Source organism: Streptococcus halotolerans, from assembly GCF_001598035.1.
Lineage (GTDB): Bacteria > Bacillota > Bacilli > Lactobacillales > Streptococcaceae > Streptococcus > Streptococcus halotolerans.
Genome location: NZ_CP014835.1, coordinates 792,157 through 816,270 on the forward strand (window position 1 = coordinate 792,157; position 24,114 = coordinate 816,270).

A 24,114-nucleotide genomic window follows, 5' to 3' on the forward strand; every position below is an offset into this window, starting at 1 on the left:
CTTAGTCATTCTCCTCTCTAAAATAATTTTGCTTTTCTAAGAACTGCTTAGCCACTACAGAAGGTTCTAATAATTTATCATCCACTTGATAATTAAGTTTTTGCATCGTTTCTAGGTCAATTTTACCATCAAGCCGATGGAGCAATGCCTTCAATTTCGGATTCTTGCGTAAGAGCTCGTTGTTAACAACCATAGACGTTTCATATGGTGGGAAAAATTGCTTGTCATCCTTTAGAATGGTTAAATGATAACTTGGAATACGACCATCTGTCGAATAACCCAAAACAGACTGCATCTTACCACTTTCAACAGCATTATAGACCAGGCCAATTTGCATTGGGTAAATGTTCTTGAATGAGAAGCCATAGGTTTCTGTGAATTCCTTGTAGCCATCACCTTCGCGGGTCATCCAGGTACTATCAACTCCAGCCTTAGCCGTATCCGCTACTCTGCTTAAATCTGAAATAGTTTCCAGATTGTTTTCCTTTGCGTAATCATCTGTGACCATAAAAGCATAAGTATCAGCAAAACCATAGGTTGGAAACCAGGTCTGATCGAAACGTTTTTTGAATTCGCGTTTCACTATTTTCGAAGCTTTTTTAGGATCTTTGATGGCCTTCATGCCAAGAGCCCCTGTGATATCTGTTCCAGTATATCTCGTCGCGGAAATGTCAGCATCACCTCGTAATAAGGCTTCGTGGGTGACGCTAGAAGAGCCAAGGTTGGAAACTAAAGTTGCCTTACTGTCAGTTTCATGCTCAATTAATTCAGCAATCATATTAGCGATAATACTTGATTCTGTCGTATTCTGCGCAGCAATTTTGACTGTTTTTCCTTCACTTCCCTTTACAAGTCCACAAGCAGTGAGGGCAAGAAGTGATATGAAAGCGACACTTGCTACTATCAGTTTTTTCATTCTCATTTATGCCACCTCCCTCTTCTGTCTTGGCGTTAGAGCAACTTCTAGTTTCCCAAGAAGAAAATCAGCGACTAAGGATAATAAGATAACAGGAATAGTACCACCAATAATAAGTGGCGGTTGAAAGAGACTCAATCCACTAAAAATCAAATCTCCCAAACCACCTGCACCAACGTAAGATGCTAGCGTTGCCCAAGCAATAACATAGATGGCTGACAGACGAATCCCTGTCATAATGACTGGCATAGCCAAAGGGAGTTCTACCTGTAAAATAGACTGACTTGGTTTCATTCCCATTCCTTTAGCACTGTCTTTTAAAACAGGACTCACATTTTCAAGACCGATATAAGTATTTCTTAAAATGGGTAATAAAGAATAAATAAACAGAGCAAAGATAGCTGGTAATTTACCAACCCCAAATAAGGGAATCATCATGGCTAGCAAGGCTAAACTAGGAATCGTTTGTAACATACTAGCTAAGCCAATAATCACTTTGGCTAGTTTTTGATAGCGCGTTAAAACAACACCTATCGGAACTGCCACAAGGATACCTAAGGCTAAGGCAATAGCAGAAATATAGATTTGCTCCCAAGTTTTGTGGAGAAGCTGACCACCATATTGAGCTAGAAAAGCATTAATATCACTCATTTTGACCTCCCTCCTGCTCTTGAGAACCCCAAATAACATCATACATCATATCAACAAGAGCTGACCTGGTTACAATCCCAGTAAGATGCCCTTGATCGTTGACAACAGGCACGTACTTCAAGCCACGTTTGAGAATTTTTTGAGAAGCATCTCGTAAAAGGGCATCTTCTTTAATTTTAAAAACATCTCTTTGAAGAATATCTGATACCAAAAGATTTTTACGATACTGATTACTGATAGATTCTAAATCAATCAAACCGATTAACCTTTGATCTTCTGTTACAAGTAAAGTATCAACACGACGTTCCCTCATTAGAGTAATAGCATCTGAAATAGTCTGATCAGCTGTTATGGAAACAGGATTTTTAAGCATAATAGATTTAACTGGTGTAATATCCATTTGAGCTTGCATCAATCGTTCGTCACCAATTATTTTTTCAACAAATTCTGTGGCTGGATGATGCAGGATTTCATCCGGCGTAGCTACTTGCACCATTTGCCCATTATCCATCACAACAATACGACTAGCCAATTTCAAAGCTTCATCCATATCATGTGTCACCAAAACAATGGTTTTGCCCATTTTTTCTTGCAAGGTTTTAACGAGGTCCTGAATCCCCTCACGTGTGATGGGATCAAGGGCACCAAACGGTTCGTCCATCAAGATAACATCTTGATCGGCAGCTAAGGCACGAATAACACCAATCCTTTGCTGTTGACCACCTGATAATTCAGACGGGTAACGATCTAAAAATTCTTCAGGCAATTCCACCAGTTTGATCAATTCTTTGGCTTTAGCTTTTTTCTTATCTTCAGGCCATTTCAGAAGCTTAGGAACCAAGGTGATATTTTCATAAATAGTCATATGTGGCATAAGACCGATATTTTGAATCACATAACCAATTTTTCGGCGCAAATGAATAGGATTGATAGTCGAAATGTCTTTTCCCTCAAAATAAATATGACCTTCTGAGGGTTTCAACATGCGGTTAATCATCCGCATCAGGGTTGTTTTTCCTGATCCACTAGTACCAATAAAACAAATAAATTCCCCCGCATTTACTGATAGATTTGCTGTATCAACAGCGGTATTATTACCGTATATTTTTTTGATATTTTTAAATTCAATAATAGGTTGATTGGTCATCCTTTTCTCCTTAAGATTAGTCGAATTTTTTTAAAATTAGCGCAAAAAAACAAATATAAAACGCTGTTATTGACCACACTCTGCAAATATCAGAATGGTCAGATGTAAATATAGTATAACAGAATCAATCTATTTTTACTATAATTAATTGAAAATAAAAAGTCTATTAAGAGCTTTTTACTGAAAATAGCACCTAAAACGCCACTTCTCTGTAATAAATCACTCAAAATAAGGTTGGTTTTCAAAACTTACCGCCGAAGAAGAGGGGCTCTAAAATTAGAGATCCCCTATCAATGATTATCGAACAACAGCCAAACGTGTGTATTGATTTTCTTGAAAATCCCCCTTAGCAAAGGGAACCATAAACTTCCTAACAATCACTGACGATTAACGGAAACCAAACTTCTTCAGCTTCTCCAAATTGCAATGACCGAGACATACTGCTAACTCTTATCTTCTCAGCCTTATCTGCCAAATACAAAATGTCTCATCACTGCTACCTAGCCATTTAGTAGCAACAATTATCTCTTTGACACTGACTTCACTAATCTTATCAGATAACCTTCTAACCATAGAAGAAACTGGGTATCCATTGTTTTTACTACCGCAATTCTCTCTAAAAATAACTATATAGTAATATATGCCGTCCGTAAACCCTATCTCATAGAATTAGCGGAATCGCTCTAAACTCTTGTAGAGATAGGGGCCTTCTGTTATACACTTCTAGTTCAAGGTTTCTTAATCATCGACAAGGACATCATCATAGTCGTTTGTCTTGTTAAAGAGATTGATAGCATAGGAACAGCTAGCTGAAACATTAACTTTTGCTTCACGCGCTTGCCAAATGATTTTTTCCACAAGTTTTTTGGCAATTCCTTGACCGCCATACTCTGAATCAACAAAAGTATGATTGATAATCCAAACATCATCTATTACCTGATAGGTACACTCTCCTATTTCCTTACTGCCATCATGAGCAACAGCACGTTGCTCTTTTGCATTAAATGAAATCTCAACCATTTGAAATCCTCCTTCACCTTAAATTATAAACCACAGTATTCATTTATCGAACAGAGCAAAACTATTAAAGGAAAAAACCTGATAATATTTGCTTCATCTTTCAAAAATGCAAGAACTGATCCAACCAATGACCGCCATAGATCCAAAAATAGCTATAAGAAATGATTGATAGTGGACGACAGATGGCTAAAATTATCATCAATCTTTTCTCTGTCATCTTACTCAAACCAGCCAACATAACCGTAATATCCGCTGGGCCGATTGGAGCTAGCATAACAAGGGCTACTAATTTTTGAAAATAATGCCCAAAAAATCGGTTCTCATAAGCTGATAACTTCTCTTCTGAAAGCATGAGATGAATAACTGATCGTCCGAATTTCCTGACCAAACGAAACAAAAGCCAGCTGCCTAAAAGAATCCCTAAATAATCTAATAAAAATCCTAAAACAGGTCCAAATGCTAAAATGCCTACAACCGTAATAACTCCGCCAGGAATTGGTGCAATCAAAACCTGAATAACCTGTAATCCGAAAAACAATAGCGAGCCTATGACCAAATCTTTTTTAATCAATTCCTGTAAAGCATCCGGATTGTGAACAATATCTAAATTGACCACCAAAAAATACACAAAAACCAAAGATAAAAGAAGTATTATCGTTGACAGTACTCTAATGAAAGAACGAGTTGTTTTTTTAGGGTTATTCATAACGCAAAGCCTCAATTGGGTTTAATTGACTCGCTTTATTGGCAGGAAGCAGTCCAAACATAATACCAATACAAGCTGAAAAAGTAATGGCAACAAAGGCGACCTGTAATGAGACAGTTGCTCCTGGCAAACTCATCGCAGCGCCTAAACTACTAACAGCAACAAAGGCAAGTAAAAGACCTAGACACCCACCTAACACAGTTAAGACCACAGCTTCAATCAAGAATTGTGTCAAGATATTACGACGGGTAGCCCCCAAAGCTTTCCTAAGACCAATTTCTCTGGTTCGCTCAGTCACTGAAACCAGCATGATATTCATAACACCAATGCCACCCACCAAGAGCGAGATACCGGCAATAGCACCGATAACCGTTGTCATAATACCAAACTCTCGATTAATGTCCTTCAAGATAGCACTATTATCTGCCACCATGTATTTACCATTTCGCTCCTGTGATAACTCAGTCAACTCCTTAGCAGCCAGTTTACCTAAGGTCTGACTATTAGACACCTCATTGACATGAACAAAAATTTGACTAACCTCATCTGTTTGAAATTCTTGAGCTACTTGAGTGTTTGTCATAACAGCTGCACCATTGATACCTGCCGAGTCATTGGAAGCCTTAAAAACACCTGTGACCAAATAGTCCTTATCCCCAACTGTCAAAATCTTATTCAGCGCTTTTTTATAGTGCTTTTTACCGAATAGCCGATCTGACATAATGGTATCGATCATAATAATTCTGGAAAAGTGACTATAATCTCCTTTTTGGAACTGGCGTCCTTCGACAATGTCATAATTTTTGACTTCAAAATACTGTTGACTCACACCAGTAATCATGGCATTATCCAGTTCCTTTTTACGATAAGATATTTTACCATTAGCTGAATTAGTCACAAAATAGGAATCAATCCCTGGGATGACGGCAACTATTTGATCTAACCAAGCCATTTGGACCGGTTTTTCAGAACCACCTTCACCAAAAAAGGCAGCGTAGGGGTCATCATCTGCACCTTTTCCCTTATAGTATAACCTAACTTGCTTCTGGTCTCCAGTAAAACTATCAGAAACACTTTTTTTCATTGCATCACCTAGTCCCATAATGATAACAACTGCGGCTACCCCAATAATAATCCCCAGCATGGTCAAGAAGGAACGCATTTTATGGCTAAGTATTGAACTAAAGGCAAATCTCCAATTTTCCACACTGTCCTCCTAATCTATTCGAACACTCTCCGTCGTATCTAATGTCATTTCACCATCTCGGATAACAATCTTGCGTTTAGCATAATCGGCAATCTCTGGTTCATGAGTAACCATAATGATGGTTTTTCCTTCATTATTTAACGATTGAAGCAATTCCATAATCTGCTTGCCTGTTTTGGTATCCAGTGCCCCTGTCGGTTCATCAGCCAAAATAATAGCAGGATTGTTTACCAGGGCACGAGCAAGGGCGACTCTTTGTTTCTGGCCACCTGATAATTCTGATGGTAAATGTTTTATCCGATCACCAAGCTCAACTTTTTCTAAAAATTGTTTGGCCAATTGTTTTCTTCGACTAACACTGACCCCACCATAAATCAAAGGAAGTTCAACATTCTGTAAAGCATTCATTTTGGAGAGTAAAAAAAACTGTTGAAAAACGAATCCGATTTCCTGATTACGCACTTTAGCTAGTGACTTACTCGATAAGCTAGAAACAGACTGCCCATCTAGATCATAACTCCCTGAGCTAGGTCTGTCTAAAAGACCTATAATATTCATCAATGTTGATTTCCCTGATCCGGATGGTCCCATTATGGCTAAAAAATCACCTTCATAAACGGTTAAATCAATCCCTTTTAACACCTGAAGTTCTTGTTCACCGTTTCGATAAGACTTCGTAATGCCTTTTAATTGCATTAACACCTTGTTATTGTCCATGACTATTTCTCCTTGCTATTAGTTTTAGGAGTTTTGTCACCCATTATCTTATCATCGCTTATTTTTTGACTCTCTTTTAAAGCCTTATTAGGATTAGCAATAATTCGGTCATCCTTTGCCAAACCGCTTAAAACCTCTTGAGCTTTAGCATCTGCTCTACCAACTTCAACTTTCTGCCTGCTGACCTTCTTCGTTAATTTGTCATAGCGCCAAACGTAGTCTTTTCCTTTTGAATGAACAATAGCCGATGTAGGAACTAGCAGAGATTCTTTATTGTTCACCACTTCAACAGATACTGTAAACCCTTGTTTCAATGCTTCTAAATCACTGGTGATATCAGCTTTATATTCGTATTTGGCACCACTTGATCCAGCGTTAGAGGCATCACCCGTACCAGTGGCTTGTTCTGGATAATCCGAAATACTGCTGATTTTACCTTTCCATTTTTTATCTGGATAAACTTTGGATTTGATAATAACCTCATCACCTTTTTTCAGATTTGCCAAGTCGTATTCTGTCAGTTTTCCTTTTACTTGTAATTCTCCTTGTGTTGCAACATGAACAAGTGTCTGACTTTCTTTAGCAGATGGGTCAATGGAATCATTCACTTCAACAACTGTCCCATCTACGTCACTCAAGACAACTGTCTGATTTAAGGCTTCTTGAGCTTTGGCTACTTCAGATTCAGCATCAGCATAGGCATCATACAAATCTTGCAATTGCTGATTATAGGTTTGCCCAGCAGTCGGACTTGTTGTCGTCGTTTGATTGGTCGCTGAATCCGAACTTCCTATACCTTGCTCATTTCCTGTCTCTGCGGGAACAGCAGCTTGTGTGCCATAAGTTTGCAACGTATTTATTTGTCGACCTACCTTATTTAGATGTCGCACAGCTGTATCATAGCTTGCTTGAGCGCTAGTGGCATCATATTGAACCAATTGCTGACCTTTGCCAATTTGTTGACCAACTTCGACAGTCACGGTAGCTGAACTGCCTTTGGAATTATCATAATAAACATACTGTTCGGATAAGGCTGACACTTTTCCAGATAATAGAGTGGATGAGGCAATTTTGCCACTTGTGACCGTGCTAGTCTTGTATCTCGTTTCCTTTTTAGTGTTATGTCGGGAGGTTGCCATCTGATAAACACTAAAACCACCTATCAACAGAACCAACCCACCAAATCCTATCCATAATTTTTTCTTTAAACCCGAACTTTTGACATGTCTTACCATAATAACCTCCTTGACAATTTGTATTATTATAGGATTTTTTCACAATCAATGCAAGCGATTACTTAAAAATGAATAATTTCGCAAAATATCATATTTCAGACACAAAAAAGAAGATCGGATAATCTTCTTTTTTGACATTATATCGTTTTGTAAATGTTATTCAAGGTTGTTACCAAGCTATTTAACAGACTTAACTTCCCATCTGCATCACTTGTGATAGCTAAGACATATCGCCCCTTAGGTGTTGTAACTACTCCTGCATCGTTGGCAGCGTGGTAGCCTGGCAAACCAATCCAACCTGCTTTTGATTTAGTATTGTACTGTGCAGATAAATTGGCGTGTATTGGTGATAAGTTAGGAGATTCAAACCATGTTGACATTGTTTTTCCAACTGAGGTAGTTTGAAAAAAGCGATCATTTCGTTCCCATAATTTCGCCAGCTCATTTGCTGTGATATAAGGATATCCTGGTACTGAAAGAGCAGCATTGACTCCCGCTTCTCTCATCCATTTTGCCATATAGGCACCACCAAATGTACGTCTTAACAAATTATAACCTTCGTTGCTAGAGTAATGGAGGATATTCTTGATAACTGTTTGATAACTCTTGAAAGCAGTTGGATTATTTGCGGCTAAACTAGCTTAGAAATTTGATGACTTTTCTTAACCAAAAAAACTCTATCAGTGTCACTTTCTGATAAGAGGCTCATTGAAAACATTGTTTCCTAAAGTTAAGAAGCGCTAGCGCATCTTTAATATTAATTACTGAATAGTAAACGTTTCTGAAAAAACTTACTTAACTCTCTTTTCAATGTATCTTTGATATTGAATAGTACTATAACTTCTACAAACTTCTTTATTTAAATTTAACGACAACTACTTTTTCATTATCATCTATGTATACTTTCCTATTATGATTAAAATAATCTACTTCTTTGTATTTTTCGACTGCATCTGTATTCTGTTCCATTGTAGAAGTTACAAAATTTGCATTCATCAACTTTAGCATATTATCACTTCTACCCTGGTCAGGACTCTTTTCATAACCAAAAAAACTAGTTCCCGCAGGTTCAACCCTCATTTTATCAGGTAATGTGTTTCCTTCTGAGTATTTCCCGATAAATTGTACGCGATATTCTTTACTAGGAATTTGATTTATAATCGCTTGAGCGAGTTCTCGATCAATCTTGAAGCGTCTTATTTCAGCCACTTGATAAATTACATTAATAATTAAAAAAAATGAAGCAACACAGACAACCACAATCCTTAAAGGTAACTTTTTTTTACTATATAGGTAACCACCCGATACGGCTATCACCATGGGTAAAGCTGGGAATAGGGCCCTATATTTCAAAGCACCTATGATGCTTAACGTTAAAAATGGGCTAGCTAAGAAGAAATAAAGCGTTAATGATTGGTGTAAATTGATTTTTCCTATTAGCCATAAAGCCAGAATAATTACCAAAAGCAAGAGTAATATGCTAAAAGCAAAAATAGAATGCCTACTAAAAGTATTAATAGATAAGTAAGAGCTTTTTGGAGAAGTGTTTATGACATTATTAAGAAACCAATAAACAATTAAACTACCTATTAATCCTATCATTAACTTTAAATAATCCTTTAATTGTGCCGAACCTTTTAGTAATAAAAGCAAGGCTGAAATGCCAATATAAAAATCAACAATCGATTGGTAAACACCTATGCAAAATCCAACTCCAACTATTGTTAAAATAACAAAAATGGAAGATGAATGTACTGTGGCATAAACTAGTAGCAACGTAATAATTGATGCTAGAATAACTTCAAACGATTGCATTTGAAAATACATTTGAAAATAAGTAATAGGGCAAGCTATCACTAATAAAGACACTATCCATCCATCAAATTTTGTCACTCTTATAATGAGGAGAGCAAAAACAGCTAATGCAAAGATCGCTAAAATATTATTTTGAGTCTGAAGATAAGTTGGAAAAAAAGTATCCTTTAATAAAGCTAGCCCTTCTCGGTCTATTCTTCGCCATGAATTCACCAAAAAAGAATAATCCAGTACTGCTCCCTCGGTATCGATACCAATCGTCGGTGACATAATTAATGAAACATATGTTAAAAATGATAGGCTTAGAGACAATAGAGTATTCTTGATTTCTTTCATTAATTTATTTCTTTCCACTATTTGACAAAAATTCTATTATTACAACTAAATCAAAGACTGAATTACTAGTATCGGTTAAGATTTAAAATACTAATAAGTTGTTTTACAGTCTCTGACCATACAAAATGTTTGCGAACACGAACAAATAGCCTTTCTTGCATAGTCGTTCGAAGCGTTTCGTCCGAAATCAATTTCACTAATGCTTTATGCAGTGATTCTTTGTTCTCTTCAATAATGATTCCTAAACTCGGATCACTAATAACTTCTCTTGTACCACCTCGATCTGTTGCAATAACAGCGGATTTCAAACTACCAGCTTCTAAAATAGATGTTGGTAGGCCTTCTGGAAACATCGAAGGATATACAAAAATATCTGTCTGGTTCATTAATGACATCGTTTGTTCAAAGTCTAATTTCCCTAGAAAATGTATGTCAGACCGTTGGTAAGTCTCTTTTAGTTCTTCTAAAATTGGACCATCACCCGCAACCATTAATATTTTATCAGGAGACTCAGGAATCTCTGAATAAGCTTGAAGTAAGATCTCAATACCTTTTTCTCGAATAATTCTACCTGCATAGGTAATGACTAGTTTATTATCTAAATCTGAAGAAAAACTTTTGGTTGAGAATATTTCAAATAAATCAGAATCAACTGAATTGTAGATAACACCCTTACCTTCAATCCCAAAATGATTTAACCACTCACGACTACGTTCAGAAACAGCATAAAAATCATTACAAAAATGCTTTAAATAAGAAGTTAGAAGATGTTCATATATTGCACCAAAAAAATCTAAAAATCTATTTCCCACTGTAAAGTGGCTACTACCGTGATCAATAATAAGAGGTGAAATACCTTTTTTATTTGCAAAACGCACTCCTAGAGTTGTCGTTAATTGAAAACGTGTATTACAAATAACATGATCAACTGATTCATTTTCCAATTCCACCATAAGCTTTTTAAACTCTGAATTATGATTTAAAATCGGATATCGCATTTTAAATAGAGAATAACTTGGTAAACGATAAATTTTAATCGCATCATTCTCTTCAATACTAGCCAGTTTATCATCATGTTTCGAAACGACAACAATAATTTGATATCCTGATTTCACAAGATATTTCGTTAACTTTTCTGTAAAACGTTCTACTCCACCTAAAAATGGTAAGTAAAAGCCAGAGAAAATAACAATTTTATTTGCTTTCATTTTTAGTTACCTCAGCCAAAATACCATCTTTTAACCCTTTAATCATTGCAGATAACTTTTTAACTTTATTTTTTTCGAATAGAAATATCTTAACAAATTCATCTCTACACTGGATTAAAAAATTTACCGTTTCTGAATTCTTCCCATATTTTTTATATAAATAAATAGAATTCCTCACCCTATAATATTTCCTAATTGCAGAATGGTTCGAAGTATAAATAATTCTGCCCATAAAATTAAATGTTGATGATTCACCAACTTCATGAATAAAACCAATCTGATTAATACGATAAATTTTATAACCTAATCGTTGAAATTCAAAATTAATATCAAAATCAACCATGTCAATAAACATCCATTCATCAAATTTATTTGAATGTTTAAAAGCTTCTGTTTTCATAAAAGAGGCTGATGTAATAACATACTTCATTTCTTGATAATCGGCTTCAGTAAATTTTGGTTTCTCTTGATTCAAGTCATGGTATAGACATGATAATGTCCCAACGTTTGGTAAATTTATATAGGATTTATAAATAGAAATCAAATTACTTTCAACAACCGTATCCTGATCCAAGGTTAAAAACCAGTCGTACTGATAATCAATAGCATAATTTCCTATGACATTTAAAGCAGCTGCAATTCCTTTGTTGCTATACAATGGAATAACTTCCGCTTGGGAACATCTCTCTTGAATATTAACTAAATTTGAAGATCCATTATCAACAATAATCACTTTATCAACCTGCGGTAAAATAGCCTCAAAGTTTTCTTGAAGTCGATTTATATCTGGATTAAAAGTGACAATTCCTGCTAGTAGTTTCATCGTGATTTCTTTCTAAACTCTCTAATCAATTCAAAAATAGGGGCTTTAAGTAATAGTATTATAATAATATAAATTCCACTGCCTACCAATCCTTTTATGATGAATCCTATTAAATTTATTGGTAAAACACTACGTAATGAATGTAGGGTGGCAGCTACAATTATAGCCCCAGCAGCATATTTCCAAAGACCTTTTGTCAATTCTTTAAAAGTAAATGTGTCTCTTAAAGATATTGCCTGATATAAGGATACAATAAATTCAGTAATAACTGTAGAAACGGTTGCTCCCATAGCACCCCATACAGGAATTAAAATAATGTTTAAGATTATATTTGTAATTAAACCAGCAACTGCTGAAAGAGTGTAGGGTTTAGTTCTTTTAGAAGCCAACAAGTACTGTGTTCCCAGCGCATTACCGTATGAGATAAATAAAATCATAATTGATTGTACTGCCATTAAAGGACCTACAGGAGCATAGTCTTTACCAAAGAAATAAATAGCAAAGGTCGACGATACCCCAATGATGCCCCCTATCATAAGTAATGAAATAGCGTTACTTAAATCGATTAATTTCAACAATAATCTTTTAGCTTCAATTTTTTTGCCCTCAGAAAATAAACTTGACAGTCTTGGTAAAAAGACACCGCCTAGTGCAGAAACAATTGTAAACAATATTCTTACTATTTTGTCGGACTGATCAAAAAAACCAGCACTAATAACTGAATCCATAGATCCGAGCATACTTTTATTTAAAGAAAGATATATCTGCATTGTAATCTGTGGTAGAAAAAGCTGAATTGTAGGTAATAAATGTTTTGTTACTTCAAGCTCACTTAAAGCAATTTTTTGTATTTCATTTTTTAAAAATGGCCAAACAGTTAGATTCCCAAGAAGCATTGAAAAGGTTATCAAGAAAATGTAAATGCCTAAATCATTTTTATCATTGATTAATATAAAAGTTAAAGCTACTGTTGTAAACTTAACTATTGTATTTCTAATGACAATTTTTTTAAAATCCTCTACACCTTGGAAATACCATGAAATATCAAACATCACTGCCAAAAGATTCAATCCTTGAAGAAGAAAATAAGAATGCCATTTATTAATACTTGAAATAAAAATTAAAAAACAAAGGGAGGCCAATCCTGTTGATAAAAACTTTAATAAGACAAGTTCCCAAAAAACTTTACTTCTTTGATATCTATCTTTCTGAACGAAAGCAATTTCTCTATTACCATATAAAGCAATTCCAAGCGCTCCTGCCAAACTAAAGTAGGTTACTATTGAATTAGTGTACGCATTAATCCCTATTCCTTCTGGTGACAAAACCCTTGAAACATATGGAACTGTTAACAATGGTAATATTAGTGCCAATATTTGATAGCTGGCATTATAAAACATATTTTTTACAAGCTTCATGTTTACCTCATAATTAAACCTACGGTAGTATCAAAAATCAGTAATAAATTTGTTACTATAATTAAGACAAATAATAAAACAGGAACAATTTGTCGGCCGTACCTATTTAAACGAGGCTTCATGCTAGATGCTGTTATTTGGAGAAGTAATAAGGTTGGAGTAAAATATCTGCCTTGCACACCCTCAATATAACTAGTTCTAGCGTCATTGTAACTTAACATCGTATAGTAAACACCTAAGACACCAACAATAAAGAAAAGAAAAGATAACAAACCAATGACTTTACGTTTAACAAATTTCTGTTCCATAAAAATGACTAAGAAAAAAAACAAGTACCAAACCGCAGTAATCCAAACTGGCATATAGTTTTGACTAGGATACGGCGCAACTAACCATGATGAAATATCGTTTGATAATAATTCTGATCCAGAATAATTATAACCAAATGTCATTAAATATCTCTGCAAAACCCGGAAAATACCCCCGTGATTTCTGGTTAGTATTATTAATACCAAGGAAGTAAGAAGAAAACCCAGTACCAAAGCTAGAATTTTATTTTTTTTAGACCATGAATTTACATTCGCTTTATCGTAAACTTTTAACCTTATATTTTTGAAATAATCGGTATAGGTAAATTCAAGAACTGGCCAAAATAATATGAATAACCAGTAATTCCATTTTGCGCCGAATAAAATGAGCAAGGTCGACAATAAAAACTGGACTCTCTTATTGGAATTAATACACCCATCAACAACCGTATTTATGACTAACATTAAGAATAACCCTACCGCTACAAATCCGGTAGAATCGTACGATAAGCTTGCGAAAGAATTAATTACTACTGGACTCAAAAAAACTAAACAAAAAAGAAGTTTCCCTTTTTTTACCTTTTTGATCACAAAATAAATAATCGTACTATTAACAATAGTTGATAAAAATCGAGCAGTTGTTATCATAACTCCCATAGATGGATATATATGTTTCCCAAGAAAAAGTCCAATTCCTGGTACAAGATGCCCCCAAAATGTAAAGTCAAAGTATGACAATCTAATATTTCGTGGAACTTTGTCTTTTTCCACAAAACTGCCTCTATTAAAATAATAAGTTTCTAAGCGTGTTCCATTTTTATAGAATTCAGATTGTCTAAACATTCCTGAATCAACTTTGTACTCATTATACTGTGAAGCATCTATAATCGAATCTGTAACCATCCCTGATACGGCTAAATGATATTGACCATCTGGCTCATTAAAAAATGGCATGAAGAGACTAAAAATCGTCCCTAAAGTGATAGCTAAAGTTATATAAACCTTATGTAATTTTTTGTCTTTAAAGATATTAAATATCTTTTTCATATAAACTCCTACATACTATTTTTTAAAAAGAAATACTATATCTCTCATCCGATTGGAAAAATTATCATAATATTTTTTTTGAGTCATCACTTGTTTGATTGTCCGTATCCAGTTTCTTTTTTCAGCGTTTTCTAATCTTTCCAGTGCAAAATTTAGATAAGCCTTTGCTAAATCACAATTTTTATGATTTTTTTTTTCCAGAATTGCTAATAATATTTGATAGTAACTAGAGACATGAGTAAGGTCTTGCAAATGATGATTTCTAGAACTCTTAATATTCAACAGATTACCGCTAGCATTTCCACCATGTCTTTTATGCAAACCAACAGGTTTATTGAGATTATAGCCACTTCCCAAAACCCCCGAAATTCCAGTCATTAAATTATCATGAGATAAAACATGATTATCTAGATAGTTGTCTATTACGAGATCTGCAAAATTTTTACGAATACAAAAAGTCCATCCCTGACGATAATTATGATAAGTCATATCTTCTGGGTATTTCGAAATGACATTTTGAGCATCGTCAAACTGGAAATTTTGAGGAATTGTAGCATCCGAACCTATAGTTTCAACTTCAATATCACCACTGAGAACCGTGATATTCTTATTTTTATCCATAGTATCGACTTGAGTTTTATTCTTATCTAAGTACCAAGTGTCATCTTGATCACTAAAAAAAAGATAATCAACATCCAAATGTCGTGAATCCCTGAGAAGTTCTCGGAAATTTAATCGCCAGTTTAGATTAGAGTTATTTTTATTGATAGTCCATCCATTTAAGTTATATTTAGAGATATAATCGTTTACAACCTTAATCGTATCATCGGTTGAACAGTCGTCACGTATCAAAACGTAATCAGGCTTTAAGGTTTGTTGCCTAATAGAATCAAGTTGTTCTGTAATAAACGACTGCCCATTATAAGTTGCCATTAGTACTGCTGTTTTTACCATTTTTTCCTTACTTTTTAAATGAGAAAATAAAATCTCTGAGTAACGCACTTAAGTTATTGTACCGATAGAAATTTTTAAATATGAAGACTAAATTTTTTAATGTATTGTTTGCTTTAGCCACTTCATATCTGTTCTTATAAAATGAAACGGTCTTCTTCAAATTTTGATCCATTTTGTTATTATAATCACCATATATATTATTAACCGTTTCATAAAATCTATAAAACACATACAACCCCTCAATATGCTTTTCCTTAGTTGATTTTATATTAAAAATATACTTTGCATTTCCACTAGCATTATTTTCGTAACGTCTGTGAATTCCTACGCTAGTATTCAAATTGGCTGCTTTACCTAATATTGCTGCTGCAATTGAAAAAAGGTTATCATGGGAAATATTATCACCCGATTGCCAATGTTTAAGGGCTGTATCAGAAAATGATTTTTTAAAACATAATGTCCATCCTGGCCTATATGTTTTATAAGAAAGTATTTTTGGATATATTGAAATTACCTTCGTTTTTTCAAATTGAAATTGTTTAGGAACACTAGCATTAGTTGAAATAACATTAATATCAATATCACCACTCAATACGCTAATATCAGGATTTGCTATCATTTCAGAAATTTGTTTCTCATTCTTATCCAAATACCATACGTCATCCTGGTCGCTAAAGAAAAGATAATCCACATCTAAATTTTTAGCATCCTCAAGTAGCTGTCTAAAATTGAGTCTCCACCCTAAATTTTTTTCATTTCTAATAATTTTCCAATTATGAAGTTGATGCTTCTTAATATAATTTTCAATCGTTTCGAGCGTATTATCGGTTGATCCGTCATCTCGTATCAATACATAATCAGGTGCTAATGTCTGCTGACGAATTGAATCTAATTGGTCTGTAATAAAGGATTGTCCATTAAAAGTAGCCATTAACACTGCCGTTTTTACCATGATTTATGCCTCAAAACTTTCAATTGTTTTTTTTATTCCCACTTCTAGTGAAACGTCTTTTTTCCATCCTAATAACTCTAACTTGCTAGTATCAAGTTTTGTACGTCCCATTTTACTGTACCCCTTGCCTATTTCCTTTGGAATATCGAAAACGAGATTTAGATGGCGTTCTGGAAAATAGCTTAATAATAATTGTGCCAGATCACGTATCATTATTGGAGATTCTTCGTTTGCAATATTATAAGCTTGTCCATTGTCACCATTCAAAAGAACTGTGAATAATCCTGTAATGGCATCTGATAGATAGCAAAAAGCTCTTTCTGCACTTCCGTCGCTTTTCAATACTATGTCTTCACGTCTTACAACATTATTTAATAAGTCGCTCATAATACGGCCGTCGTTAACCAGTTCCATTCCTGGTCCGTAAGAATGAGCCAATCTGGCAATTGTAAATGGAATGCCAAATTGATCATAATATGACTGCATCATTGTTTCAGCCATACGCTTGCTTTCAGGATAACAAGCTCTGCTTTCCAAAATGTCAAAGGCCCCGTATGCTTGCTCATCAATATTGTCTTCTATGGATTTTCCATAAATTTCCCTTGTTGATAAAAATAAGAAATTTGTTACATTCTTATCCTTGGCAAACTCTAACAAGTTCATCGTTCCAATAGTATTCGCTTTAATGATACCAACTGGGTCATTAAGGATAAATCTAGGACTGGCATTGCTGGCAGCATGAACAATATAATCGACAGGACCATCGTAAGCAAAAGGATTGTTAACATCATATTCTATGAGTTCAAAATGGTAATGACCTTCAAGTCCCAAAAAGCGTTCTTTAGCTTTTTTTAAATTACGTGCAGTTGCTAAAATAGTAATATCTGCATCATAGTATTCGTTTAAATAGGCAAGTACATAGACCATATATGTAGCCAACATCCCATTAACACCAGTTATTAAAACTGTTTTACCATAAAGTTTTTGCCACTCAATATAGGTAGCTGCTGTTATTTGCTGCATGTCACTTTGAACAATCTTATTACTATAATTAATCATATCTAAATTCCAAATATTTGAGCATTTTCTCGAGCATCAAAGAGAGCTTTAAAGGTATAAAAGTCGTCTGGGGTCGTAATTTTAATATTTTCATAAGGACCTTCTACAATCGTCAAAGGCTTTTGGTACATCCCCATTAATGTACTAGAATCAATTGCATCTACAATTCCCTTAGAAATAGCATCACGTTCTACTTCTAAAATATCTTTCAAATAAAAACTCTGAGGCGCTTTAGCAATATAAGATCTTGTCCGATCGACAACTTCATCGATAAATCGATCTTCATTAATTAAAACAACCGTTTCTTTGGCAGCAACCGATGTAATAGCTGAGCCAGTCTCCTTAACGGTTTGAACGTTTAATTCCAGTGTTTCAACATTAATTAACGGACGAACGCCATCATGTATCAACACAATATCTTCATCACTCGTCGCTATTTTTTCCGCCGCTTCTAAGCCATTGAAAATAGATAGTTGCCCAGTTTTCCCCCCTGGAACAATTGCTCTAACTTTTTTTAAATTAAACTTAGGGATTAGGGTCTCCATATAATCCAGCCAGTCACTGACACAAACCACTATTGTGGCATCGATTGCGGAGCACTGCTCAAATATTTCCAAGGTATGAACAATAATAGGCTTCCCATGTACCTCTAAAAATTGCTTAGGTTTGCCTTTTGAGCGCATACGGGTACCAACACCTCCAGCAAAAATAACACCAATATTCATCGTTAGTCCTCCTTCCAATACCATGTGTAATAATCATGACTTCGACGTTTACTCTCAGGTGGAAGTTCCATATACGAACTTCCGTAGAGATGATTTAAATAAGCATGATGATTTTTTATTTTACGAGTTATCAGATGTTCAAATTCAACATCTTCAAATTCATCGAATATTTCCTTAGGAAAATACTCTTTCAAACGGTATCTGGAATCTATGAAACCAACATAAGGGGCATCCGAACCATTATATTTCTGCATAACCTTATCCGTCTTTATAGCTACTTCTTTTGTTTTCCCACGATATTTTAAAAATCGTGGAAAACGTAAAAACAGTCGAGCAAAAGCAAATAATGCATTTGAACCACTGGCATATTCTGGAAAAGAAGTACTAATTAAATTTTCTGTTGAAGAGTGAACTTCTTTAAAAAATTTTGCTCGTTCTTCTGGTGATTCCGGCGTTTGATCCATTGGAAAAATATCTATGAATAATCCCGTCCATGGATGCATCTTATCTGTTTTACTTTGCATTATCGTTTTGGTGCTATAAAATTTTGCAAAAGGCAATAAAGCTTTTTCTGTTGAATAATGTAACAGTTTATAGTCAGGATTATCATCATTTATCAGAGCAGAAATCAATTTCTCATACTGACTTCTTTCGAGCATAATATCAATATCATCATCCCAAGGAATAAAGCCCTTATGACGAATTGCTCCAAGGAGACTCCCTCCCCCCAATGAATACTCAATATTATTTTTTCTAGCGAAATCATCTAAGTAGTCCATCATATCTAGCTGAACTTTCCTGATTTCCTCATTTGTCATTTTTTTCATTCTATACCCTAACTATTTATTTTATTTTCAATAAAAGTGTTAATATTGTTGATGCAATTAAAACAATTATTGAAATGCCAAGAACAGTCATCACATATGGATTTGGTATTCTGTTTACCTTTTTATTTTTAGGATTCAAAGAAAGTGCATTATACTCATTTTCATTGTATTCCATACCCAAAATATCTCCATTTATTTGATAATTCGAAAATTGAGCTTTTTTTTCGCTTTCTTCACTTACTTTAAAAATGATTGGTTGAATTTTTAATTTATAATTGTCAGGGACTCCTACTTGATATAAAACATACTTATAATAACTCGATAAACCATTTATGGAAAATAATGACTTAAACATTTTCTTTTGCTTCTTTGCATTGAAATCCCAAACTGATGTATCAAGTTCAAAAGATTGTTTCTGACCATCAATATAGTAATTATTATTCCCCTTAATCACCATACTCTCTTTCTTAGAAGTAATTAATCTTTCATTGAATTTGACACTTTGTTTTATCCATTTTGGTTTTCCGTTATTAGCCCCACTATATACGTAAAAATTGTTATGTTTATCGATTTTACCTAAAACATATTTTCCACCAGTGGTCAAAGTATTGTTATGCGAGTCGTACATGGCAAAATTAATGTTATAACTAGATAATTGAGGAGTTTCGTAAAATTTTTTGCCATCGTTTACAAAAATTCCTTGTTGTAATTTGGAATTGAACACATCATAAGTTTCGCTGAAAACTTCAGTTCTAGTATCATTTGATATCTGAGTTTTTATTTGATATTGAGCTTTTGCAGTAACATGCCCTTTTATTTCTAGGTAATCATGACTTCTACCGGTCAAATCAACTTTTAATCTATAAATTGACTGAAGTTTTGACAATTTTTTAGCAATTTCAACCAATCGGTCGCTTTTCCTATCTTCCTCGTCGATTTTGTAATCAAGAATATTGTCAACAACATTTAATGATGTCCCACCAGTTAATTTTCCTCTTTCTCCTTTTTGAACTGGATTAATCTGGTAACTTTGTTCATAAGGATAGTTAATTGACTCAATTACAAAGTTAGGTGAAACATCTATATACATTGTATCTAAATGTTTTATAGGAATTTTATAGGTCACTGTTTGACCGTAGTCAACAGATAGGCCATCAACAGTGGTCGAACTCTTATGATCAGAAGTAAGTGTAATACCTGAGAGTTTCTGCGTATTGCCCATGTATACATCTTGATTCTTATTAATGTCTTTTATGATGATATCTTTAGGATCAACCGATGATACGAATACTGTCACCCCCTCTTGAATCTTACCTATTGATAAACCTTTTTTATTGGTAAATTTATACTTCTTATTCTCGGGATTTCTTAAGATTACCTGAGGTCCAAATTCATTGATGTAGTCTAGAAAATCTAGATTATTTTTATAAAGTTCTGCGATAACAAAAAAAGCTTCTTCCTTTGTTAAAGATATATTTTTTCCGAAGGCTATTTTGTCATTAATAATAACTTTATGCCCCTTAACTGTATAATTTGCTTTTAACTTTGAAATCGAAAAATGCTCAAAGTCAGATTTGGTGAACTTTCCAGTAGTTAATTTTTTTTGAACCAAATCATAGTTTTTAGCAACTACTTGAACGCTATAAATAGGATTATTATTATAAAGATAATGAACTTTTACATCGTAATTTGTATTTTCGTCTGCGAAAACATTTTCCGAACTACCAACGACTACTAAAAAAAATAAAAATGATAGACAAATAAAGAAGTATCTTTTCATTATTCTTTATCCTCAATTTCTTTCTTCATCAATGATATTTCCTGTATCAATTCTTTAATTTGATTATCTTTCTTGGTATTACTTGACGTATTTACTAGTTCTAAGAAAAAAACAAATAAAATTGAACCAAAGAGTAAGAAGTTCATCGTTAATTCAAAACCAGCTTTATGCGCCACAAACGAAACTACTTGAGGAAATAAACTGATAAAAATAATTGTCAGACCAACAAAGATCCATGGAGCCGCCCGTCTTATTGAAAAAGCATTTTTATTGACCATTCTAATGATGAAATAAAAAATCATTAAGGCCAATATAAACATTTCTACTTGTAAAAATAATGACATTAATCTCTCTCCTTCATAAGACCTGCAATGAAGATTGACAACAAGACATCTAGCATGTAAGTTACAATTTTAAATGCCTTGATACTTGATGTTCCCTCTAAACGTTCAAACATATTAGCATGCGTCTCTTTGACACGAAACCCTTTTTTAATAATACGGGCCAAAGACTCAGGCTCTGGGTAGGCTACTGGATAATGTTTAGACAAGTAAGCTATTACTGGTGCAGAAGCTGCCCGGTACCCGCTCGTTGTATCATAAATCTTTTTCCCTGTCATCAACTTAATAGCTTTTGAAATTAGTTTTATCCCCATGCGTCTTGCAGCCGTCGTTTGAAAATTATCTATTGATTTATCAACAAAGCGTGAACCAATGGTAAAATCAGCATCACCCTTTAAAACAGGCCCAACAACATTTTCAATACTAGTTATATCATGCTGACCATCTCCATCAAACTGAACAGCAACATCATAATTGTTTCTCACAGCATAAATATAGCCTGTTTGAACGCAACCACCTATTCCTAAATTTTGAACTAAATCAACATGATTAAACTGCAACTGATCAAGAATTTTAGGAGTTGAATCCTTTGAACCATCATTTACAACCAAATAATCTAGTTGAAAAGGTAATTTTTTTGATTCACGATAATCAATAATACTTTTAACTGTTTTTTCAATATTCCCCTCCTCATTATAAGCAGGGATAATCATCAATACTTTTTTCATTTTTTTTATTATACCAATTCGTTACTATTAAAATTTTAAATACTATTTTATGTTTCAGTTGGTTCTTACTATAACCATGGATAGCTAATCTTTTGCATCTTTCGAAAATCGATTGCTGGTCAATATCATAGAAATGTTCAATTAACAATCGATCTCTCAGAGCTAAATCCTTTCCGAACAAGTCTAAAATTGTCATAGCCTGCTTTTGTGAATCATGAATTAATTGCCAGTACTTTGTAAATATAGCCTTTGGACCTAAACGAAGAAGCTTAAACTTCTTATCTTCCGTCCTCGCCCCCAGCACATTAGCTTCATGCTGGCGATAGAGTTGTGTGGCTTGATCTATATAAACAAGCTTTCCCAGAGATGCGGCCAATAGAGCCAGATACCAATCATGCATAAGCAGATTTTCGTAAACCTGCCATTTATCAGCTAAGGCTTTATTAATCATCATGGTGCCACCGGTTACTGTATTTTCGGTTAATTCCTGCACTAATTCGGTATTGGCATGGTGGGATTGAGCTTTAATCATACTTTCCTGAAGAATCTGTAAATCTTCATTGACTACTCGTAAATCCGTATAAACTAACAACGGTCGTTCTAGAACTTCTTGTTGTGCTCTCTTTAAGGTAATCTCCAGTTTTTCAGGTAACCAAACATCATCCTGGTCGCTAAAGAAATAATAATCCGCGGATTCATATTTAACCAAATGATAAAAACTCTTAATAACGCCGTAGTTCTCATTTTGACCATCATTTATAAAACGGATTCTGTCATCTTTCTCAGCTATTTCCCTAATGATAGAGGTTGTGTTATCTTTAGAACCATCATCACGGATTAAGAGATTCCAATCTTTAAAGGTCTGCGCCTGAATACTTTTTATTTGATCAGCTAAATATTTTTCCCCATTGTAGGTGGACATGACAATATTAACTTTCATTTAGAAATAATTCCTCGTATTCTCCCACAATTTTTTTCCACGTATAGTTGGATTTGACATGATGCTTTGCCTGATTTCCTAGATACCTAAAGTCCTCAACCTCTACAGAATTAATGAGTTTTCTCAAGCTTCCTTTTTCTTTTGTCCAATAAAGGGCTGTTTGTTGAGCTACTTTTTGATTAAAACTAATGCCTAAAACTAAGTTAATATCAGTATGAGCTAAAGCTTCAAGTAGACCTGGATTGGTACCACCAACCTCATGTCCGTGAAGATAAGCATAGGCTGATTCGCGAATATAGGTCAACAATGCCTTATCATAAACAGTGCCAACAAAATGAATCCTAGGATCTGACTGAAAATCGGTTTTTTTAGCTAATTCATCAAAGTAAGAATTGCCCTCATGGTTACAAATAATAATGAGTTTTCTTTTTGTTTGACTTGCCATAAATTCTGTCAGCATAGCTTCATAATTGTTCTCAGGAACAAAACGGCCAACAATGAGATAATAGTCATCCTCTTTAGTATGCCACTTGTCATAAAAAGATCTAACAAGCGCATCATCACTAGTTAGGGAAGAAGGCGCGGTCTCTGTTCCATAGGCAATAAATCGTGTCTTACTCCATGGATAGACATCTTTAATATAACTTTCAATACCTTCATTATCAGCAATGATAAGATCTGCAACTTGTGTCATTACTTTTTCTGACAGCTTTAAATATAGCTGAACAGGCTTTGACCATTTAGTCCGTCGCCATTCCAAACCATCTGGATTGACAAATAACCTTCCATTAACTGCTTTGATTTTTTTAGCAAAAGGCTTCATAAACCGACCAATAGTGTTTCCTAGAATGTAAAAAATAGGTTGTTCGATTTGATGCTTCCTGATGTAAGAAAGGGCATCATTAATAGCCATCATATCGTAAGCAATAACACGGGCAGGACCAAGTTTAGGTGGGTTAACAGTATAGCAATCTGCACCCTTATACTCAAAATGTTGTCCTGTCTTTTCATCACTCAAACAAGCAACATGATATTTTATTTGATCACTCGTCTGATGTGTCACTAATTCCTCAACAAAGGTTTCAAAGCCACCATATTTAGCAGGCAAACCTCTGCTTCCTATAATAAAAATATGGCGCATAAAAACTCCATTCCTTTTGATACAATCATATTTTATTATATCATAATAATAATGCTATTTCAGAAATTGCCCACATCTAAAATATCCTCGATAGTAAAATGAAGTGCAACAGA

The 24,114-nt window shown here is 34.3% G+C and carries 24 protein-coding genes; all 24 read right to left on the bottom strand.

Annotated features, from left to right (window positions below):
- Position 1: 1 nt before the first annotated feature.
- The 24 genes from A2G56_RS03535 to cps2T all read right to left on the bottom strand — a co-directional run bounded on the left by A2G56_RS03535 (position 2) and on the right by cps2T (position 24,001).
- Positions 2–916 carry an osmoprotectant ABC transporter substrate-binding protein gene (locus A2G56_RS03535; protein ID WP_062712428.1) on the bottom strand — a complete coding sequence of 305 codons (915 nt, stop codon included), beginning with the start codon at positions 914–916 and terminating at the stop codon, positions 2–4.
- A gap of 6 nt (positions 917–922) precedes the next feature.
- Positions 923–1,558 carry an ABC transporter permease gene (locus A2G56_RS03540; RefSeq protein WP_099091496.1) on the bottom strand — a complete coding sequence of 212 codons (636 nt, stop codon included), beginning with the start codon at positions 1,556–1,558 and terminating at the stop codon, positions 923–925.
- Position 1,559: 1 nt separating this feature from the next.
- Entirely contained in the window at positions 1,560–2,714 is a 1,155-nt protein-coding gene (locus A2G56_RS03545; protein ID WP_062709115.1) for a betaine/proline/choline family ABC transporter ATP-binding protein, read from the bottom strand.
- Positions 2,715–3,452: 738 nt separating this feature from the next.
- Positions 3,453–3,734 (bottom strand): GNAT family N-acetyltransferase, encoded by a 282-nt coding sequence (locus A2G56_RS03550; protein ID WP_062709118.1) that lies wholly within the window; start codon positions 3,732–3,734, stop codon positions 3,453–3,455.
- A gap of 100 nt (positions 3,735–3,834) precedes the next feature.
- Positions 3,835–4,440: a TVP38/TMEM64 family protein gene (locus A2G56_RS03555; RefSeq protein WP_062709121.1), complete on the bottom strand. Its 606-nt coding sequence runs from the start codon at positions 4,438–4,440 to the stop codon at positions 3,835–3,837.
- Entirely contained in the window at positions 4,433–5,647 is a 1,215-nt protein-coding gene (locus tag A2G56_RS03560) for an ABC transporter permease (protein ID WP_062709124.1), read from the bottom strand. The genes A2G56_RS03555 and A2G56_RS03560 overlap by 8 nt, the downstream gene beginning before the upstream one ends.
- Positions 5,648–5,656: 9 nt before the next feature.
- Positions 5,657–6,364, bottom strand: a complete 708-nt coding sequence (locus tag A2G56_RS03565) for an ABC transporter ATP-binding protein (RefSeq protein ID WP_062709126.1) — start codon at positions 6,362–6,364, stop codon at positions 5,657–5,659.
- 2 nt (positions 6,365–6,366) lie between these two features.
- Complete coding sequence (locus A2G56_RS03570) at positions 6,367–7,599, bottom strand: efflux RND transporter periplasmic adaptor subunit (RefSeq protein WP_062709129.1); 1,233 nt, start codon at positions 7,597–7,599, stop codon at positions 6,367–6,369.
- A 137-nt stretch (positions 7,600–7,736) separates the two neighbouring features.
- The gene (locus tag A2G56_RS03575; RefSeq protein WP_062709132.1) at positions 7,737–8,147 is read right to left on the bottom strand and encodes a serine hydrolase family protein; all 411 of its coding nucleotides are present in this window, start codon (positions 8,145–8,147) and stop codon (positions 7,737–7,739) included.
- Between the two features lie 307 nt (positions 8,148–8,454).
- Positions 8,455–9,750 (bottom strand): glucosyltransferase domain-containing protein, encoded by a 1,296-nt coding sequence (locus A2G56_RS03580; RefSeq protein ID WP_062709135.1) that lies wholly within the window; start codon positions 9,748–9,750, stop codon positions 8,455–8,457.
- A 65-nt stretch (positions 9,751–9,815) separates the two neighbouring features.
- Positions 9,816–10,958, bottom strand: coding sequence for a glycosyltransferase family 4 protein (locus tag A2G56_RS03585; RefSeq protein ID WP_062709137.1), 1,143 nt, complete (start codon positions 10,956–10,958; stop codon positions 9,816–9,818).
- On the bottom strand, positions 10,945–11,781 hold the full coding sequence (locus tag A2G56_RS03590) for a glycosyltransferase (protein ID WP_062709140.1): 837 nt from the start codon (positions 11,779–11,781) through the stop codon (positions 10,945–10,947). Before A2G56_RS03590 ends, A2G56_RS03585 begins: the two co-directional genes overlap by 14 nt.
- Positions 11,778–13,199 (bottom strand): oligosaccharide flippase family protein, encoded by a 1,422-nt coding sequence (locus A2G56_RS03595; protein ID WP_062709144.1) that lies wholly within the window; start codon positions 13,197–13,199, stop codon positions 11,778–11,780. Before A2G56_RS03595 ends, A2G56_RS03590 begins: the two co-directional genes overlap by 4 nt.
- 2 nt (positions 13,200–13,201) lie before the next feature.
- Positions 13,202–14,554, bottom strand: a complete 1,353-nt coding sequence (locus tag A2G56_RS03600; RefSeq protein WP_062709146.1) for a DUF2142 domain-containing protein — start codon at positions 14,552–14,554, stop codon at positions 13,202–13,204.
- A gap of 15 nt (positions 14,555–14,569) precedes the next feature.
- Positions 14,570–15,508, bottom strand: a complete 939-nt coding sequence (locus tag A2G56_RS03605) for a glycosyltransferase (protein ID WP_062709149.1) — start codon at positions 15,506–15,508, stop codon at positions 14,570–14,572.
- A gap of 7 nt (positions 15,509–15,515) precedes the next feature.
- A complete protein-coding gene (locus A2G56_RS03610) occupies positions 15,516–16,460 on the bottom strand; it encodes a glycosyltransferase (protein ID WP_062709152.1) in 945 nt (314 codons plus the stop codon).
- Between the two features lie 3 nt (positions 16,461–16,463).
- On the bottom strand, positions 16,464–17,519 hold the full coding sequence (locus A2G56_RS03615) for an NAD-dependent epimerase/dehydratase family protein (RefSeq protein ID WP_062709155.1): 1,056 nt from the start codon (positions 17,517–17,519) through the stop codon (positions 16,464–16,466).
- Between the two features lie 2 nt (positions 17,520–17,521).
- On the bottom strand, positions 17,522–18,244 hold the full coding sequence (locus A2G56_RS03620) for an IspD/TarI family cytidylyltransferase (protein WP_062709158.1): 723 nt from the start codon (positions 18,242–18,244) through the stop codon (positions 17,522–17,524).
- Positions 18,245–18,246: 2 nt separating this feature from the next.
- Complete coding sequence (locus A2G56_RS03625; RefSeq protein ID WP_062709161.1) at positions 18,247–19,071, bottom strand: LicD family protein; 825 nt, start codon at positions 19,069–19,071, stop codon at positions 18,247–18,249.
- Positions 19,072–19,087: 16 nt separating this feature from the next.
- Positions 19,088–20,851, bottom strand: a complete 1,764-nt coding sequence (locus A2G56_RS03630; protein WP_062709164.1) for a hypothetical protein — start codon at positions 20,849–20,851, stop codon at positions 19,088–19,090.
- Entirely contained in the window at positions 20,851–21,195 is a 345-nt protein-coding gene (locus A2G56_RS03635; RefSeq protein WP_062709166.1) for a DUF2304 domain-containing protein, read from the bottom strand. Before A2G56_RS03635 ends, A2G56_RS03630 begins: the two co-directional genes overlap by 1 nt.
- Positions 21,195–21,920, bottom strand: coding sequence for a glycosyltransferase family 2 protein (locus A2G56_RS03640; protein ID WP_062709169.1), 726 nt, complete (start codon positions 21,918–21,920; stop codon positions 21,195–21,197). The genes A2G56_RS03635 and A2G56_RS03640 overlap by 1 nt, the downstream gene beginning before the upstream one ends.
- Positions 21,886–22,860, bottom strand: coding sequence for a glycosyltransferase family 2 protein (locus A2G56_RS03645; protein WP_062709172.1), 975 nt, complete (start codon positions 22,858–22,860; stop codon positions 21,886–21,888). The genes A2G56_RS03640 and A2G56_RS03645 overlap by 35 nt, the downstream gene beginning before the upstream one ends.
- On the bottom strand, positions 22,850–24,001 hold the full coding sequence (gene cps2T, locus A2G56_RS03650; protein WP_062709176.1) for a beta 1-4 rhamnosyltransferase Cps2T: 1,152 nt from the start codon (positions 23,999–24,001) through the stop codon (positions 22,850–22,852). The genes A2G56_RS03645 and cps2T overlap by 11 nt, the downstream gene beginning before the upstream one ends.
- Between the last annotated feature and the right edge of the window lie 113 nt (positions 24,002–24,114).